At 68.3% G+C, this 16,058-nt stretch carries 16 protein-coding genes; 8 read left to right on the top strand and 8 right to left on the bottom strand.

What is annotated here, in order from left to right:
- The first annotated feature begins 69 nt into the window (after window positions 1-69).
- The 5 genes from tig to O1W71_RS01655 all read left to right on the top strand — a co-directional run bounded on the left by tig (window position 70) and on the right by O1W71_RS01655 (window position 5,170).
- Entirely contained in the window at window positions 70-1,593 is a 1,524-nt protein-coding gene (gene tig / locus O1W71_RS01675; protein WP_269266252.1) for a trigger factor, read from the top strand.
- A gap of 194 nt (window positions 1,594-1,787) precedes the next feature.
- Window positions 1,788-2,372, top strand: coding sequence for an ATP-dependent Clp protease proteolytic subunit (locus O1W71_RS01670; RefSeq protein ID WP_023950833.1), 585 nt, complete (start codon window positions 1,788-1,790; stop codon window positions 2,370-2,372).
- A gap of 23 nt (window positions 2,373-2,395) precedes the next feature.
- Window positions 2,396-3,061, top strand: coding sequence for an ATP-dependent Clp protease proteolytic subunit (locus O1W71_RS01665; protein ID WP_023950830.1), 666 nt, complete (start codon window positions 2,396-2,398; stop codon window positions 3,059-3,061).
- Window positions 3,062-3,232: 171 nt separating this feature from the next.
- Complete coding sequence (clpX, locus tag O1W71_RS01660) at window positions 3,233-4,501, top strand: ATP-dependent Clp protease ATP-binding subunit ClpX (protein ID WP_269266251.1); 1,269 nt, start codon at window positions 3,233-3,235, stop codon at window positions 4,499-4,501.
- A 54-nt stretch (window positions 4,502-4,555) separates the two neighbouring features.
- Complete coding sequence (locus tag O1W71_RS01655; protein WP_269266250.1) at window positions 4,556-5,170, top strand: dihydrofolate reductase family protein; 615 nt, start codon at window positions 4,556-4,558, stop codon at window positions 5,168-5,170.
- Here the strand turns inward: O1W71_RS01655 and O1W71_RS01650 are convergent.
- Entirely contained in the window at window positions 5,167-7,209 is a 2,043-nt protein-coding gene (locus tag O1W71_RS01650) for a M3 family metallopeptidase (RefSeq protein WP_269266249.1), read from the bottom strand. The genes O1W71_RS01655 and O1W71_RS01650 overlap by 4 nt on opposite strands.
- A gap of 69 nt (window positions 7,210-7,278) precedes the next feature.
- Here O1W71_RS01650 and O1W71_RS01645 point away from each other — a divergent pair, with 69 nt between their 5' ends.
- A complete protein-coding gene (locus tag O1W71_RS01645; RefSeq protein ID WP_269266248.1) occupies window positions 7,279-7,902 on the top strand; it encodes a helix-turn-helix domain-containing protein in 624 nt (207 codons plus the stop codon).
- 2 nt (window positions 7,903-7,904) lie between these two features.
- On the top strand, window positions 7,905-9,224 hold the full coding sequence (locus tag O1W71_RS01640) for an MFS transporter (RefSeq protein WP_442923592.1): 1,320 nt from the start codon (window positions 7,905-7,907) through the stop codon (window positions 9,222-9,224).
- A 19-nt stretch (window positions 9,225-9,243) separates the two neighbouring features.
- Here O1W71_RS01640 and O1W71_RS01635 read toward each other — a convergent pair whose 3' ends face one another.
- From O1W71_RS01635 to O1W71_RS01615, 5 genes are all read right to left on the bottom strand, one after another.
- Window positions 9,244-9,477, bottom strand: coding sequence for a hypothetical protein (locus O1W71_RS01635; RefSeq protein ID WP_112614684.1), 234 nt, complete (start codon window positions 9,475-9,477; stop codon window positions 9,244-9,246).
- A gap of 1 nt (window position 9,478) precedes the next feature.
- Window positions 9,479-12,058: a valine--tRNA ligase gene (gene valS / locus O1W71_RS01630; protein ID WP_269266246.1), complete on the bottom strand. Its 2,580-nt coding sequence runs from the start codon at window positions 12,056-12,058 to the stop codon at window positions 9,479-9,481.
- A 72-nt stretch (window positions 12,059-12,130) separates the two neighbouring features.
- Window positions 12,131-12,952, bottom strand: a complete 822-nt coding sequence (locus O1W71_RS01625; protein WP_269266245.1) for a MetQ/NlpA family ABC transporter substrate-binding protein — start codon at window positions 12,950-12,952, stop codon at window positions 12,131-12,133.
- Window positions 12,953-12,984: 32 nt separating this feature from the next.
- A complete protein-coding gene (locus O1W71_RS01620) occupies window positions 12,985-13,656 on the bottom strand; it encodes a methionine ABC transporter permease (protein WP_269266244.1) in 672 nt (223 codons plus the stop codon).
- On the bottom strand, window positions 13,653-14,414 hold the full coding sequence (locus O1W71_RS01615; protein ID WP_269266243.1) for a methionine ABC transporter ATP-binding protein: 762 nt from the start codon (window positions 14,412-14,414) through the stop codon (window positions 13,653-13,655). Before O1W71_RS01615 ends, O1W71_RS01620 begins: the two co-directional genes overlap by 4 nt.
- Window positions 14,415-14,459: 45 nt before the next feature.
- On the opposite strand from O1W71_RS01615, the gene O1W71_RS01610 reads away from it, so the two are divergent.
- A complete protein-coding gene (locus O1W71_RS01610) occupies window positions 14,460-14,876 on the top strand; it encodes an OsmC family protein (RefSeq protein ID WP_269266242.1) in 417 nt (138 codons plus the stop codon).
- A gap of 10 nt (window positions 14,877-14,886) precedes the next feature.
- On the opposite strand, the gene O1W71_RS01605 is transcribed toward O1W71_RS01610, so the two are convergent.
- Entirely contained in the window at window positions 14,887-15,393 is a 507-nt protein-coding gene (locus tag O1W71_RS01605) for a GNAT family N-acetyltransferase (RefSeq protein WP_269266241.1), read from the bottom strand.
- A complete protein-coding gene (locus tag O1W71_RS01600; protein WP_269266240.1) occupies window positions 15,390-16,037 on the bottom strand; it encodes a hypothetical protein in 648 nt (215 codons plus the stop codon). The genes O1W71_RS01605 and O1W71_RS01600 overlap by 4 nt, the downstream gene beginning before the upstream one ends.
- Between the last annotated feature and the right edge of the window lie 21 nt (window positions 16,038-16,058).

The raw sequence follows: 16,058 nt of genomic DNA, 5'->3' as shown, positions 1-16,058 counted from the left end.
ACGGCCCCACGAACCCAGACCACCGAACGGACGCGCATGTGCGCGGCCGGATAAAGGAGAACGACAGGCATGGTCACCAGCACCGTCGAGACGCTCAGCCCCACGCGGGTGAAGCTCCACATCACGGTCAGCCCGGACGAGCTGAAGCCGAGCATCACCCACGCGTACGAGCACATCGCTCAGGACGTGCAGATTCCCGGCTTCCGCAAGGGCAAGGTGCCCGCTCCCATCATCGACCAGCGTGTCGGCCGCGGTGCGGTCATCGAGCACGCGGTCAGCGAGGGCCTCGACGGCTTCTACCGCGAAGCCGTCACCGCGAACGAGCTGCGCGTCCTCGGGCGTCCGTCGGCCGAGGTCGTCGATTGGCCCAGCGACAAGGACTTCTCGGGCGACCTGAAGGTCGAGGTCGAGGTCGACGTGCGTCCCGAGTTCGAGCTTCCCGCCTACGCGGACATCACCATCGAGGTCGAGCCCGTCGCCACCGACGACGCCGCCATCGACGAGGAGCTCGACCGCCTGCGCGGCCGTTTCGGCACGCTCGTCACCGTCGACCGTCCTGCCGCGAAGGGCGACTTCGTCGAGCTGGACCTCGTCGCGACGATCGACGGCAACGAGATCGACCGCGCCGAGGGTGTGTCGTACGAGGTGGGCTCGGGCGAGCTCCTCGAGGGCATCGACGAGGCCATCGAGTCGCTCACCGCTGGTGAGGACACCACGTTCCGTTCCAAGCTCGTCGGCGGCGACCACGCCGGCGAAGAGGCCGAGGTCGCCGTCACGGTCAAGGCTGTCAAGGAGCGCGAGCTCCCCGAGGCCGACGACGACTTCGCGCAGATGGCGAGCGAGTTCGACACCATCGCCGAGCTGCGCGAGAGCCTTGTCGAGCGCGTCTCGCAGCAGAGCCTGTTCACGCAGGGCGCTGCCGCGCGCGAGAAGCTCGTCGACGCGCTCCTCGAGAAGGTCGAGATCCCGGTTCCGGCCGGACTGGTCGAGGACGAGGTTCACGCGCACCTCGAGGGCGAGGGTCGTCTGGAGGACGACGCGCACCGTGCCGAGGTCACCGAGGCGAGCGAGAAGCAGTTCCGCACGCAGATGGTGCTCGACAAGATCGCCGAGACGCACGAGGTCCAGGTCTCGCAGGACGAGCTGACCCAGTACCTGATCCAGGCCTCTGCGCAGTACGGCATGGCCCCGCAGGACTTCGTCAACGCGCTCCAGCAGAACGGCCAGCTTCCGGTGATGGTCGGCGAGGTCGCCCGTAACAAGGCCCTCGCGATCGCCCTGGGCAAGGTCACGGTCGTCGACACCGACGGGAAGTCGGTCGACCTGACCGGCTTCATCACCGTCGAGGGCGAGGAGTCCGCCGCCGACGAGGTCGTCGAGGAGGCGCAGGAGGCCGCCGACGCCGACGCCGACGCCGCCGGGGCGGAGGAGAAGCCGGCTAAGAAGACGCCTGCCAAGAAGGCGCCCGCTAAGAAGAAGGCGGATGCCGCCGACGACGCTCCCGCCGCCGACGAGAAGGCTCCTGCCAAGAAGGCGCCGGCCAAGAAGGCCCCCGCCAAGAAGAAGGCCGCCGACGAGGCTGCCGCCGAGTGATCTCCTGATCGCGACGGTCGCCCGACCGGCAGAAGGGGCGGATGCTGCGGCATCCGCCCCTTCTGCTCTGCCCGACAGATGCTCCGCATCAGGGACGGCGGTGACACGGGCTATGCCCACGGCGAACACGGTCAGGCGCATGCGGCGGCGTCGGTAGATTCGACACGTCACGAAACTTCGGATCAGGAGCACACATGGCTGACCCCCTCATCGCAACAAGCGTCTTCGACAGACTGCTCAAGGACCGCATCATCTGGCTCGGGTCGGAGGTGCGCGACGAGAACGCGAACGAGATCTGCGCGAAGATCCTCCTGCTCGCCGCCGAGGACTCCGAGAAGGACATCTACCTCTACATCAACTCGCCGGGCGGCTCGATCACGGCCGGAATGGCGATCTACGACACGATGCAGTTCGTTCCGAACGACATCGTCACCGTCGGCATCGGCATGGCCGCGTCCATGGGGCAGCTGCTCCTGACCGCCGGCACGAAGGGCAAGCGTTACATCACGCCCAACGCCCGGGTTCTGCTGCACCAGCCGCACGGCGGGTTCGGCGGCACGGCCAGCGACATCCAGACGCAGGCGCAGCTGATCCTCGACATGAAGCGTCGTCTCGCCGAGATCACCGCGGCCCAGACCGGCAAGTCCGTCGAGCAGATCAACGCCGATGGCGACCGCGACCGGTGGTTCACCGCTCAGGAGGCGCTCGAGTACGGCTTCGTGGACCACATCCGCGAGTCGGCCACCGACGTCGTCGGCGGCGGCGGCACCGAGAACTGATCGACCGAAGGAGAAAGACAACGATGAACACACCCGCCTTCGGCCTTCCCCACGGTGCGGCGATGCCCTCGAGCCGGTACATCCTGCCGCAGTTCGAGGAGCGCACCGCCTACGGCTACAAGCGCCAGGACCCGTACAACAAGCTGTTCGAGGACCGCGTCATCTTCCTCGGCGTCCAGGTCGACGACGCATCGGCTGATGACGTGATGGCCCAGCTGCTCGTGCTCGAGTCGCAGGACCCGGACCGCGACATCATCATGTACATCAACTCGCCCGGTGGATCGTTCACCGCCATGACCGCGATCTACGACACCATGCAGTACGTGTCGCCCCAGATCCAGACGGTGGTGCTCGGTCAGGCGGCTTCGGCGGCGTCCGTGCTGCTCGCCGCCGGCGCCCCGGGCAAGCGTCTCGCGCTTCCGAACGCCCGCATCCTCATCCACCAGCCCGCCGTCGGCGAGGCCGGTCACGGTCAGGCGTCGGACATCGAGATCCAGGCGGCCGAGATCCTGCGCATGCGCACGTGGCTCGAGGAGACCATGGCGCGCCACACCAACCGCACGCAGGAGCAGGTCAACAAGGACATCGACCGCGACAAGATCCTCTCGGCACACGAGGCGATGGAGTACGGCATCGTCGACCAGGTGCTGACGTCGCGCAAGCGGACCCCCGCCGCGATCACCTCCTGAGCGAGGCGAGTTCGCAGCGTATGGCCCCGGCGACGAGCCGGGGCCATACGCGTCATGGGGGCGGTTCGACTCGAAGGGCTCGCAAATCCGCGGGGATGTCTGCGGGAGAGGTTAGGCTCGGAGCACCACGTTCTCAGGTGAGCGATGGTTTCCGGCATCCAGGAGGGGTACATGGCTCGCATCGGTGAGAGTGCCGACCTGTTCAAGTGCTCGTTCTGCGGGAAGAGTCAGAAGCAGGTCCAGCAGCTGATCGCAGGACCCGGCGTCTACATCTGCGACGAGTGCGTCGAGCTGTGCAACGAGATCATCGAAGAGCGCATGGCCGAGTCGGGCGACGAGTCGGTCGCCGAGTTCGACCTCCCCAAGCCGCGCGAGATCTTCTCCTTCCTCGAGGAGTACGTCGTCGGGCAGGACCCGGCGAAGCGTGCGCTCTCGGTCGCGGTCTACAACCACTACAAGCGCGTGCGGGCACACTCGACCCTCCAGCCCGCCGAACAGCGCGCCGACGACGTCGAGATCGCCAAGAGCAACATCCTGCTGCTCGGTCCCACCGGCTGTGGCAAGACGTATCTGGCGCAGACGCTCGCCAAACGCCTCAACGTGCCTTTCGCCGTCGCCGATGCGACCGCGCTCACCGAGGCGGGCTACGTCGGTGAGGATGTCGAGAACATCCTGCTCAAGCTTCTGCAGGCGGCGGACTTCGACGTCAAGCGTGCGGAGACCGGCATCATCTACATCGACGAGGTCGACAAGATCGCACGCAAGGCGGAGAACCCCTCGATCACGCGCGACGTGTCGGGCGAGGGCGTGCAGCAGGCTCTGCTGAAGATCCTGGAGGGGACGGTGGCGTCGGTTCCGCCGCAGGGTGGACGCAAGCACCCGCACCAGGAGTTCATCCAGATCGACACGACCAACGTGCTGTTCATCGTCGCGGGCGCGTTCGCCGGCCTCGAGGAGATCATCTCGTCCCGTGTCGGCAAGCACGGCGTGGGCTTCGGCGCCCCGTTGCAGGAGAAGGACAAGGAACTCGACCTCTTCCGCGAGGTCGAGCCGGAAGACCTGCACAAGTTCGGTCTCATCCCCGAGTTCATCGGCCGTCTCCCCGTCGTCACGTCTGTCGCGCCGCTCGACCAGAAGGCGCTCATCGAGATCCTCACCGGTCCGAAGAACGCCTTCGTCAAGCAGTACCAGCGCATGTTCGAACTCGACGGCGTAGAGCTCGAGTTCGAAGACGAGGCGCTGCGCGCGATCGCCGATCTCGCCGTGGCGCGCAAGACCGGTGCCCGCGGCCTGCGCGCCATCCTCGAAGACGTTCTCGGCCCCATCATGTTCGAGATCCCGTCGGCCGACGATGTCGACAAGGTGATCGTGACGCGGGCCGCCGTCGATGACGGCGCTCCGCCCACGCTCGTCCTGCGGCAGAAGCGCAAGAGCGCCTGACGACCGAGCCGCGACGCCTGCGGAGGTGTCCGAGGTCCCGGTTAACCTGCCGGTATGGGACGCATCATCTTCGACACGGCGAGCTCGCTCGATGGCTTCATCGCCGACAGCGCGGACTCGCTTTCCTGGCTGTTCGCGGTCGACGGTGGCGTCGAGCCCGACGCGAGTCTGCTCCCGGAGAACGCGGGCGTGCTCGTCGAGGGGTCCACGACCTACGAGTGGGTACTCGCCGAGTCCGACCTCCTCGCCCATCCTGAGCGATGGCAGGAGTTCCACGGCGATCGGCCGACCTTCGTGTTCACGACACGCGAGCTTCCGCGTCCGGCGGGCGCAGACGTCAGATTCGTGTCCGGGCCCGTGTCCGATGCGCTTGCGCATATCCGAGAGGCCGCTGCGGGGCACGATGTGTGGGTCGTCGGCGGTGGCGACCTGGCCGGTCAGTTCCTCGACGCCGGTGCGCTCGACCAGATCGCGGTCTCCATTGCGCCCGTGACGTTGGGTGGGGGAGCGCCCCTGCTTCCGCGTCGCATCGAGTCGGACCGGCTCGCGTTGCGCTCAGCAGAACGGGTGGGAGCGTTCGCGCGCCTGGTCTACGACGTGATCCCCGTCGGTGGGCGCGACGCGCGAAGCGCTCCCACCGACGGACTCCTCGCCGCAGACGCGACCTAGGCGCTCAGCCCGCGGCGTGCGAGCAACGGCTCGATGCGGGCGTCACGGCCCCGGAAGTCACGGTATGCCTCGAGCGGATCCTTCGAACCGCCGACGCCGAGGAGGCGCTGACGGAAGCGATCCCCGTTCGAGCGGGTCAGCCCACCGTTCTCCTCGAACCATTCAACGGTGTCGGCGTCGAGAACCTCGCTCCAGATGTAGGAGTAGTACCCGGCGCTGTAGCCACCTGAGAAGATGTGCGCGAAGTAAGCGGACGAGTAGCGTGTCGGCACAGCGGAGTCATCGAGTCCGATGTCGGCGAGGGCCGCGGCTTCGAAGGCTGCCACGTCGGTGACAGCTGCTGCATCCTCCGCGCTGAGCGAGTGCCATGCGAGGTCCAGCCATGCGGCGGCGAGATACTCGCTCGTGGCGAAGCCCTGGTTGAAGGTCCCCGAGGCTTCGAGGCGCTCGACGACGTCCGAGGCGAGCGGCTCACCGGTGTCGACGTGTCGGGCGTAGTTCGCCAGCACCTCGGGTCGGTAGATCCACATCTCGTTGACCTGGCTGGGAAACTCGACGAAGTCGCGGAAAACGCTGGTTCCGGCGAAGGTCGGGTAGGTGACCGTGGCGAACAAGCCGTGCAGCGCGTGCCCGAACTCGTGGAAGAGCGTCGTCACCTCGTCGAGCGTCAGCAACGTCGGGGTACCGGGGGAGGGCTTCGGGACATTCAGGTTGTTGACGACGATCGGAGTCGTCCCTCGTAGCGCCGACTGGGAGGCGATGGAGTTCATCCATGCACCACCGCGCTTGGTGTCGCGCGTGTAGAGGTCGAGCACGAACAGTCCGAGGTGGGAGCCGTCCTCGTTCGAGACCTCGAACACACGCGCGTCCTCGTGGTAGGCAGGCAGGTCATCGCGTTCACGGAACGTGATCCCGTAGAGACGTGTCGCGGCGAAGAAGACGCCGTCGCGCAGCACTCGTTCGGCCTCGAACCATGGGCGCAGCGCGGCCGTGTCGATGTCGAGCGTGCTCGCGCGCACGCGCTCGGTTGCGAATGCCCAATCCTCCGGCCCGACCTCGGCGCCGTCCACGACCTCCTGCAGGGCCAGCTTCTCACGCTGTGCGTTGCGTGCAGCAGGAGCGGCGAGCCGGCGCAGCAGCGCGGACACCGCTTCCGGGTTGCCCGCCGTCTGGTCGGAGGTGACGTAGGCCGCGTGCGAGGGAAAGCCGAGCAGTTCCGCGCGCTCGGCACGGAGGCGGACGATTTCAAGCAGCACGGGGCGGTTGTCGTGGCGGCCGGGCCGGGAGCCGCGAGCGCGCGAGGCCTCGAGGATGCGGCGGCGGGACCGCGGGTTCGTGAGCGAGGCGAGCGCCGGGTGGCCCGTGAACAGTGTCAGGGTTATGACGTAGGCCTCCGGTCGCCCGCGATCGGCAGCCGCGCGCGCGGCGGCGGAGATCTCGCCCTCGCTCAGCCCGTCGAGCTCCTCCCGCGACTCGAACACCACGGCCAGATCGTTCGTATCGGCGAGGAGGTTCTTCTCGAAGGTCGTCGTGAGAACGGACAGTCGGCTGTTGAGCTCGGTCAGTCGCTGCTTAGCGCTGCTGTCGAGCCCGGCGCCGGCGTGGGTCATCTGGACGAACCGCCGCTCCAGCAGGTAGCGCTGCTCGGCCGTGAGTCCGAGATCATCGCGGCTCGTGTGCAGGCGCTCGATCCGGTCGTACAGGCGGGGATCGAGGAGGATCGCGTCGGAGTGCGCAGACATCAGCGGGGCGAGCTCCTCGTCGACGGCCTGCACCGCGGGAGTGGCGTCCGCAGAGCTGACCGTGTAGAAGACGCGCGCTACGTCGCCCAGAAGCCGGCCGCTCTCTTCCCATGCCACGACCGTGTTCTCGAACGTCGGAGGCTCGGTGCTGCCGGCGATCGCGTCGATCTCGTGCCGCTGCTGAGCGAAGGCCTCGCGGAAGGCGGGCAGGTAGTCATCGACGTCGATCTCTCGGTAGTCGGGGAGGCCCCACGCGAGTGACGAGGCGGTGAGAGGGGAATTCGAGGATGCCGACATGGCACAAGCCTACGATGTGTTCCAAAGATCATGTTGCAAAGAGGCGCTTGCAAAGATATCTTTGGACACATGACCGAAGACAACGCCGAGAAGCGGACGCCTCGCGACATCCGCACGCTCGACTCGGGCGCGCTCCGTGCCCTCGCTCACCCCGTGCGCGTGCGTCTCTACGACATCCTGAGTCAGCAAGGCCCTCAGACGGCCAGCTCACTCGCGGCGATGACGGGGGAGTCGTCCGGTTCGACGAGCTACCACCTGCGCGCTCTCGCGAAGCACGACCTCATTCGCGAGATCCCCGATCGGGGCACGGCGCGCGAGCGATGGTGGGAACGGCCCACCGGCGGCGTGTCGTTCCCGGGTGCGGACACGATGCGGACGCCGGCGGGCCGCGCCGCGACCCAGGTCGTCATGGGCGAGTTCCTCGATCGTCGACGCGAGCAGCTCATGCGCTTCGTGGAGAGCACGTTGCGCGAGGAACTCGACCCATGGGCCGAGAACGCGCTCATCACCTCGGCCACCGTCTCGCTGACGGTCGAGCAGCTCCGCGAGGTCAACGCGCGTATCCAAAGAGTCATCGACGACGTCGTCGACGAGTACCGCGTTGACCCGGACCCCGGCCCGAATTCGTCCTCCGAACACCGCATCGTCTCGCTGCGCGCCGAGGCGTTTCCGATCACGACAGAGAGCGACTGACGATGACCAGCGTGACCGTCTCCCGGATCCGCCCACCCGAGTCCGGGCGCCCCCGTCCGCTCGGGCGCGATTTCTCGCGACTGTGGACCGCCGCCGCGTTCAGCAACCTCGCGGACGGCCTGGGCCGCACGGCGGTGCCCCTGATCGCCACGACACTCACGCGCGACCCGCTGCTGATCTCGTTGCTCGGCGCGGCCGCCTTCCTCCCGTGGCTCGTTTTCGGGGTGCCTGCCGGCGTCATCGTCGATCGGCTCGACCGGCGCCGTGTCATGGCGTTGGCGAACAGCGTGCGCGGCGCGGCCGCGGTCGGTCTGGCCGTGCTCACGGTCACGGGCAGTCTCGACATCGTGTGGCTGCTCGTGGGCACGCTCGTCTTCGGCTTCGGCGAGACCCTGTTCGACAACGCGACCAACGCGATCATTCCGAGCGTCGTCGAGCGGGATCAGCTCGATCGGGCCAACGGGCGCATCCAGGCCGCGCAGATCACCATCGACAGCTTCGTAGCGCAGCCCGTCGCCGGCGTTCTCTTCGCCGTCTCGCTCGCACTACCGCTGTGGCTCGGCGCCGCGGGTTACCTGGTGCCGATCGCGCTGGCGCTCCTTCTCCCGCTGGACGCGGCGCGTTCACGGGCTTCGGACGTCATCGGCGCGGATCAGGGCGACGTCGTCGCCGGCGCCGTCCCCGAGCCCCTGCCGGCAGCACCGGACGTCGCCGTTCCCGCCGGGGAAGCGTTGCGCTACCTCTGGCACCATCGGTTCCTGCGTGCCCTGGTCGTGTTCACGTCGGTCGTCGGCTGCGCCTTCGCTTTCGCGCAGGCTCCGACGCTGCTCTACTTCCTCGATGTCCACGGGGTACCCGAGTTCGCCATCGGGTTCGTCACGGCGGGTGTCGGGGTCGGTGCGCTCGCGGGCTCACTCCTCGCTGCGCGCATGGTCGCCCGCTGGGGCCGAGGCAACGTCATGTGGGGCGCGAACCTCGCCGCCGCAGCGTGCATGGTCGCCGTCGGGTTCGCCCCCGGAATCGTCGTCGCGGTCATCGCCTACGCGGGCATGGCGTTCGCGGTGTCGGTGTGGAATGTCCCGTGGGGTGCGCTGCGGCAGCAGATCATCCCGCCGGCGCTGTTCGGGCGCACTCTGGGCATCATCCGGACGCTCACCTGGGGACTCTTCCCCGTGGCGACGATCCTGGGCGGCCTGGTCGCGTCGATCGACCTGCGGCTGCCGTTCATCGCTGCGGGCGCTGTCTGCCTCACCGCGACGGCCGTGTGCACGCGCCTCATCCGCTCCGCGTCCGCGCAAAGCTCTCCCGCCGCGTCGGAGTGAGCGGCGGGAGAGCGGGGCGTCAGAACTCGTCGTCGTCGATCTGACCGACGACCGGTTCACCGGCGGCGTCGAGCGAGACCACGACACCGGTCTCGAGCTCGGCCACGGGGCGTCCCTCGAGCCAGGTCAGAGTCCACTTCGGACGCGGATCTGCGTCGAGCCCGCCGTCGACCGCGCGAACCCGGTCGCGGAAAGCGGCCGGCAGCGAGACGGGCGGCTCATCGCCGCTGGTCCACCGCGTTCCCAAACGCATCTCACGCCTCCTGAGGCGCGAGCTCGACGCGCTCCACGACCAGGTCGCCGTCACTGTCGAGGAGCTCGAGCTCGGCGATGCGTCCGACCGCCTTCAGGTCGCCCTCCGCGCGGCGCAGTCGCTCGATCGTCGCGGCATCCGCGCGCAGCGTCAGTACCGAGACGGGGGTCTTCTGCGAGGCCTTGGCTTCCGTCTTCGCCCGGCGGATGCCGATGAGCGCCGCGCTGGCCGCGGTGAGAACGGCCGGGTCGCCGTCGATGCCGCTCGCTTCCGGCCACGGCGCGGTGTGCACGGAGCCCTCCTCGAACCACGACCATGCCTCCTCTGCGGCGAAGGCGAGCACCGGGGCGAGCAGACGCAGCAGCGACGACAGCGCGAGTCGCAGTGCCAGCGCCGCCGACGCCTGACCCGCGTCGGAGCGGTCGTACGCGCGCTCCTTGACGAGCTCGAGGTAGTCGTCGCAGAAGGTCCAGAAGAACGCTTCCGTGATCTCGAGCGCGCGAGCGTGGTCGTAGGCCTCGAACGCCCGCGTGGCATCGACGATCACACGGTCGAGCGTTGCGAGCATGGCGGCGTCGAGGTCGTGGGTCACCGCCGCGCCCTCGGGCACGGGGAACGACAGCACGAACTTCGCGGCGTTCAGCACCTTGATGGCGAGACGGCGGCCGATCTTCACCTGCGTGGGGTTCTGCGGATCGAACGCGGCGTCGGAACCGAGGCGACTCGACGCGGCCCAGTAGCGGACCGCATCCGTGCCGTGCTGGGCGAGGATGTCGGCGGGGGTGACGACGTTTCCCTTCGACTTCGACATCTTCTTGCGGTCGGGGTCGACGATGAAGCCCGAGATCGCGGCATCCGACCACGGTGCGCGGCCGTCTTCGAGAGCGCTGCGGAGCATCGTGGAGAACAGCCAGGTGCGGATGATGTCCTGCCCCTGCGGCCGCAGATCGAACGGTGCGACGAGCTGCCACAGCTCCTCGTCGCGCTGCCACCCGCCCGCGAGCTGCGGGGTCAGCGACGACGTCGCCCAGGTGTCGAAGATGTCGCGCTCGGCGTCGAACCCGCCCGGCACGCCGCGCTGTTCGGCGGTGTAGCCCGAGGGGACATCCGTGGTCGGGTCGATCGGGAGCTGGGCGGCATCGGGGGTGATGACGCGCTCGTAATCGCGTTCGCCGTTCTCATCGAGGCCGTACCAGATCGGGATCGGTACGCCGAAGAAGCGCTGACGGGAGACGAGCCAGTCGCCGGTGAGACCGTTGGTCCAGTTCTCGTAGCGCACCCGCATGAAGTCGGGGTGCCACGACATCTCCTGACCGAGCGAGATGAGGCGCGCCCGGAGCTCTTCGTCGCGGGCACCGTTGCGCAGGTACCACTGACGGGTCGAGACGATCTCGAGCGGGCGATCGCCCTTCTCGAAGAACTTCACCGGGTGGCTGAAGGGCTTCGACACCTCGAGCAGCTCGCCCGATTCCTGCAGCAGCTCGACGACGCGCCTCTTGGCGCTGAAGACGGTCTTGCCCGCCAGCTCGGCGTAGGCCGCGCGTGCGCCATCCGTGACGATGACGTCAGGCGCCTCGGCCACGATGCGACCGTCGTGGCCGAGGATCGTGCGGTTGGGCAGGTCGAGCTCGCGCCACCAGATGATGTCGGTGACGTCGCCGAACGTGCAGATCATCGCGATTCCCGAGCCCTTGTCGGGCTGAGCGAGGTGATGGGCGAGGACCGGCACCTCGACGTCGAAGAGCGGCGTGCGGACGGTCTTGCCGAAGTAGGGCTGGTAACGCTCGTCATCGGGGTTCGCCACGAGGGCGACACACGCCGGAAGCAGTTCGGGCCGCGTCGTCTCGATGTGGATGTCGCCGCTGCCGTCGGTCTTGTGGAACGCGATGCGGTGATACGACGCCTGCTGCTCGCGATCCTCGAGCTCGGCCTGCGCGATGGCGGAGCGGAAGTCGATGTCCCACAGCGTGGGGGCCAGCGCCTGGTAGGCCTCGCCGCGCTCGAGGTTGCGCAGGAACGCGAGCTGGCTGGTGCGGATGGTCTCGTCCGAGATCGTCCGGTACGTCTGGGTCCAGTCGACGGAGAGCCCGAGCTGGCGGAAGAGCGACTCGAACTGCTTCTCGTCCTCGATCGTCAGCTTCTCGCACAGCTCGATGAAGTTGCGACGGCTGATGGGCACCTGGTCGGCGGCACGGCTCGACTTGTTGTCGCCGCCCTCGAACGGCGGGACGAACGACTCGTCGTAGGGGAGAGTCGGGTCGCAGCGGACGCCGTAGTAGTTCTGGACGCGGCGCTCGGTGGGCAGGCCGTTGTCGTCCCAGCCCATCGGGTAGAAGACGCTCTTCCCGCGCATGCGCTCGAATCGCACCTTGAGGTCGGTGTGGGTGAACGAGAAGACGTGGCCGATGTGCAGCGACCCGGATGCCGTCGGGGGAGGCGTGTCGACGGAGAAGACGCCGCCGCGGCCGGTCTTCGCGGCACGCGCGCGGTCGAACAGGTAGGTGCCCTGCTCGGCCCACGCGGCGCCCCACTTCTGCTCGAGGCCTTCCAGAGCGGGCTTCTCGGGAATGTGCGCTGTCATGGGAACTCCTCGACGATATGTGCGGCACTGTGTGAGCGTGCCTGAGTGTGCGTCGTCCGAGTCTACCGGGGGTCAGAAGGCGGCTTCGATGGTCTCGTTGCCGTCGATGACCTTTCGCACCTCGTCGCTCGTGAACGCGTCGATGAGTGCCTTCGTGGCAGGAGAATCCGCCTCAGCCGAGGGGACCACGAGCTGAAGCGCGAAGCGGTCGTCGAGTTCGGTGAGCAGGCCGTCGTCCTGCGGCGTGAGGCCGAGCGCGGCGATGTGCGACGGCCACTGGAAGACCAGATCGGCCTCGTCGTACGCCGTGTTCAACTGGTTGATCTCCAGCGACAGGAATTGAAGGTTCTTCGGGTTCTCCGCGACGTCGTCGAGGGTCGCGGTGTACGGGTCGATGCCGGGGGCGAGGTCGATGATGTCGGCGTCGGCCAGCAGCTTGAGCGCACGCGCGGTGTTCGACGAGTCGTTCGGGATGGCGACCGTGGCACCGTCGGGGAGCTGGCCGATGTCGGTCAGCGTCTTCGAGTAGAAGGCGATGACGAAGTTGTAGACGGGTTGGACCGCCTCGAGCGATGCCCCGTTCTTCTCGTTGAACTCCGTCATATACGGCTCGTGCTGCGAGAAGTTCGCGTCGATGTCGCCGGCAGCGAGCATGTTGTTGATCGTGACGTAGTCCGACACCGGAACGAGCTCGATCTCGTACCCGTCGGCGATCGCGGCTCCGGCAGCCTCGACGATGTCCGTCGCGGGGGCGGTCACCGCGCCCACGCGGAGCGTCGTGACCCCGGAATAATTGTCTCCGGGCGAGCCGGCGCAGCCGGCGAGGAGTCCGGCGACCGCGAAGGTGGCGATGGCCGCCGAGGCGATGCGGGTGCGAAGGGTGCGAACGGGCATGGGTTCTCCTTGTGAGAGCGGGTGGATGAGGGTCAACGGTGGTCGAGTCGGATCGACAGGCGGTGACCGGCCGACTGGATGACCAGCACGACGGCGAGGATGACGGCGATCGTGAAGTACATCAGCGGATAGTCGTACTCCTGGTAGCCGTAGCGCAGCGCGAAGTCGCCGATGCCGCCACCGCCGACCACACCGAGCACGGTGGAATACGACAGCAGACTGATCGTCGCCGAGGTCAGCGCGTAGACGAGGCCGGGAACGGCCTCGGGAAGCAGGAAGCGCCGGATCGTCTGAGGCAGGGTCGCTCCCATCGTGCGCGCGACCCGGGGGATGCCCGGGCTGATCTCGCGCAGAATCTGCTCGACGAGTCGTGCGTAGATCGCGACCGCGACGAAGCAGAGCGAGAACGTCGCCGCAGGAGTGCCGAATGTCGTCCCGTAGACGAGACGTGTCACCGGCACGAGGAACACGACCAGGAGGAGAAACGGGAAGGAGCGCACGACGTTGATGAAGAGGTTTCCGATCCACCACACGAACCGGTTCGGCGCAGCGCCGCCCCGCCGCGTCAGGTACACGAGCATCCCGAGGGGGAGTCCGAGGACCACCGCGGCGGCCAGCGAGACGAGGAGCATGTATCCGGTCTCGCCGAGCGCCTCGAGCAGGTCTCCGCCGCGGCGCTCGAGTGATTCGACCAGGCCGGTCATGCGCCCAGCTCCCGCCGGGCGCGGTCGAGGTAGCTCTCCCGGCCCAGATCCGATCCGGGTTCGACGTGCAGGATGTCGCGCAGACGCCCGTCCTCGAACAGCGCGACGCGGTCGCAGACGCGCCGCACGACGGCGAGATCGTGCGTCACGACGACCACTGTCGTTCCGAACCGGTCCCGGGCCTCGCGGAGGAGCGCGAGGACGCCGTCGGTCGTGGTGGCGTCGAGCGAGGAGGTCGGCTCGTCGCAGAGCAGGACCTCGGGCCGGCCCACGAGCGCGCGGGCGATCCCCACGCGCTGACGCTGACCGCCGCTGAGCTCAGACGGGTACGCATCCTCGCGACCACCGAGACCGACGAAACGCAGCGTCTCGTCGGCCGCGGCGCGTCGCTCATTCACACTCAGGCGGTTCCGGCGGTCGCGCAGTTCGAGGGCGAGCAGGACGTTTTGACGGACGGTGCGATTCGCCAGCAGGTGCACACCCTGGAAGACCACGCCGATCCGCCGGCGCAGATCCCGCAGCGCCGTCCGGCTGAGACCGGTCGGGTCCTGATCGAGCACCCTCACGGTTCCTGCGGTCGCGCTGATCTCGCCGGTGAGCAGAGCCAGGAGAGTGCTCTTGCCGGCACCGCTCTCGCCGATGACTCCGAAGATCTCGCGCGGAGATACAGCGAGATCGACGTCGGTGAGAGCGCGGGTTCCGCCGGGGTAGGTGACGCTCACGCCGCTGAGGGCGATCGGCGCGTCGGTCGGTGGCACAGGGCATCCCCTAATAGTTGGACGACGTTCAACTATAGTCGAACCATGGTCACCCGGTACCGCACCTCTGCTTTCAACGACGACGGCGGCACGGGGGTCAGCCGCGTGCCGGACGGCCTGGAGGTCGCCGTGTCGAATCCATTGCAGCCGGGCCATGACACCGCCGCGAGCAATCCCGAGCAGCTCCTCGCGCTGGCCTGGTCGACGTGCCTGAACGCGACGGCGCAGACGATCGTGGCGGGCCGCCACCGCACGAAGGCGCGGGTCGAGGTCGAGCTGCGCGACGCCGAGGGGCGCACGGGGTACGAGTTCCTCGTTACGGCTTTCGTCTCCGGCGAGGGGCTGGATGCCTCCGAGGCGGCGGAACTCGCCGCCTCAGCGCACGATCGCTGCCCGATCTCGCGCCTGTTGCGGGAATCGCCGCTCGCCGAGGTACGCGGCGAGGCCTGGTCGGCGTCCTGACGAGGCGCCGTCAGCGATCGACGGCGAATCCGAGGTGGGGCATGTCCACGCCTCGGTAGTGCACCATGAACCGGCGGCGAACGGTCATGCCGAGGCGGATGGCGACGTTCATGGATGCGATGTTGGTGTCGCGGACCTTGGCCCAGATGGCCGGAGCGCCGAGCTCGCGGAATCCCCAGTCGCGGGCGGCGGCGGCGGCCTCGGTCGCGTAGCCGCGATGCCAGTGCGCCCGCTGGAAGAGGTAGCCGACCTCGAGCACCTCTTCGTCGCCGACGAACTGCCGCGTGATGCCGCACTGCCCGATCATGCCGGCCCCAGGGAGGTCGACGGCCCAGAGGCCGAACCCGTCCTCCTCGTAGCGACGAAGATTGCGCGCGAGCCACCGCGCGCTCTCGTCGTCGTCGAACGCCCCCTCGTAGGCGGTCATCGCGATGGGGTCGGTCAGTATCTCGCGGAGCGGGTCCAGATCGTCCTCGGTCATCAGCCGGAGGACCAGACGTTCGGTGCGGGCGATCATCGGCTCGGCTCCTCGGCGGACGCCTCATCGCGCACGTCCCATCCGAGCGCAGCGGCGAACGCGGGGGCATGCGCTTCGATCTGCCGACGCGATGCAGTGGCGCCGGTCAGCGCCCGGATGTCGGTGAAGGCGAGTGCTTCCAGGCCGCGGAGGTCGAGATCCGTGCTCGAGAGCGCACGGGAGTCGAACTCGTCGACCGTCGTGTCGACGAAACGGACCCGCTCGAGCATCGCGCCCGGGGCGTCGAGCGTTCCGATGCGGCAGTCGACGATGAGCACGTCGCGCAACGTCGCGGCGGGCACCGAGAGGTAGTCGATCCGGATGCCGCGGAGGATGACGCCGTCCCAGCGGGCACGCTGGGCGTCGAGGGTGCCGATCCGCCCACCGCTGAGGGTCACGGTGCGCCAGCTGCCGTCGCCCGAGCGGAACTCGGCCGTCGCGAGGTCGCGGATGGCCACGTCGGCGAGCACCGCGCCGGTGAGATCGAGCCGGTCGGGGGACCCGGCTTCGAGGACGCTCTCGCTCAGCCGTGCGTGGGCGCCGTCGACCGCCGCGCCGCCGAGTGCGATCGACGTCTCGACGAGATCGCCGTGTCGGGTGAGGACGCCGGGCTCGAGGTGACGCGGCAGGTCGGGTTCGCTCACGCGAGGGGGCGTGGGACGGGT

It is taken from the genome of Microbacterium sp. H37-C3 (genome assembly GCF_027157935.1).
In the GTDB taxonomy this organism is placed as follows: domain Bacteria; phylum Actinomycetota; class Actinomycetes; order Actinomycetales; family Microbacteriaceae; genus Microbacterium; species Microbacterium plantarum.
The sequence above is the reverse complement of the archived record's forward strand: the minus strand, read 5'-3'. Positions and strand labels throughout refer to the sequence as shown.

Excerpts from the sequence above, each read along its gene's own strand:
- tig (WP_269266252.1), top strand. The coding sequence starts at position 70 with ATGGTCACCAGCACCGTCGAGACGCTCAGCCCCACGCGGGTGAAGCTC.
- O1W71_RS01670 (WP_023950833.1), top strand. The coding sequence starts at position 1,788 with ATGGCTGACCCCCTCATCGCAACAAGCGTCTTCGACAGACTGCTCAAG.
- O1W71_RS01665 (WP_023950830.1), top strand. The coding sequence starts at position 2,396 with ATGAACACACCCGCCTTCGGCCTTCCCCACGGTGCGGCGATGCCCTCG.
- clpX (WP_269266251.1), top strand. The coding sequence starts at position 3,233 with ATGGCTCGCATCGGTGAGAGTGCCGACCTGTTCAAGTGCTCGTTCTGC.
- O1W71_RS01655 (WP_269266250.1), top strand. The coding sequence starts at position 4,556 with ATGGGACGCATCATCTTCGACACGGCGAGCTCGCTCGATGGCTTCATC.
- O1W71_RS01650 (WP_269266249.1), bottom strand. The coding sequence starts at position 7,209 with ATGTCGGCATCCTCGAATTCCCCTCTCACCGCCTCGTCACTCGCGTGG.
- O1W71_RS01645 (WP_269266248.1), top strand. The coding sequence starts at position 7,279 with ATGACCGAAGACAACGCCGAGAAGCGGACGCCTCGCGACATCCGCACG.
- O1W71_RS01640 (WP_442923592.1), top strand. The coding sequence starts at position 7,905 with ATGACCAGCGTGACCGTCTCCCGGATCCGCCCACCCGAGTCCGGGCGC.
- O1W71_RS01635 (WP_112614684.1), bottom strand. The coding sequence starts at position 9,477 with ATGCGTTTGGGAACGCGGTGGACCAGCGGCGATGAGCCGCCCGTCTCG.
- valS (WP_269266246.1), bottom strand. The coding sequence starts at position 12,058 with ATGACAGCGCACATTCCCGAGAAGCCCGCTCTGGAAGGCCTCGAGCAG.
- O1W71_RS01625 (WP_269266245.1), bottom strand. The coding sequence starts at position 12,952 with ATGCCCGTTCGCACCCTTCGCACCCGCATCGCCTCGGCGGCCATCGCC.
- O1W71_RS01620 (WP_269266244.1), bottom strand. The coding sequence starts at position 13,656 with ATGACCGGCCTGGTCGAATCACTCGAGCGCCGCGGCGGAGACCTGCTC.
- O1W71_RS01610 (WP_269266242.1), top strand. The coding sequence starts at position 14,460 with ATGGTCACCCGGTACCGCACCTCTGCTTTCAACGACGACGGCGGCACG.
- O1W71_RS01605 (WP_269266241.1), bottom strand. The coding sequence starts at position 15,393 with ATGATCGCCCGCACCGAACGTCTGGTCCTCCGGCTGATGACCGAGGAC.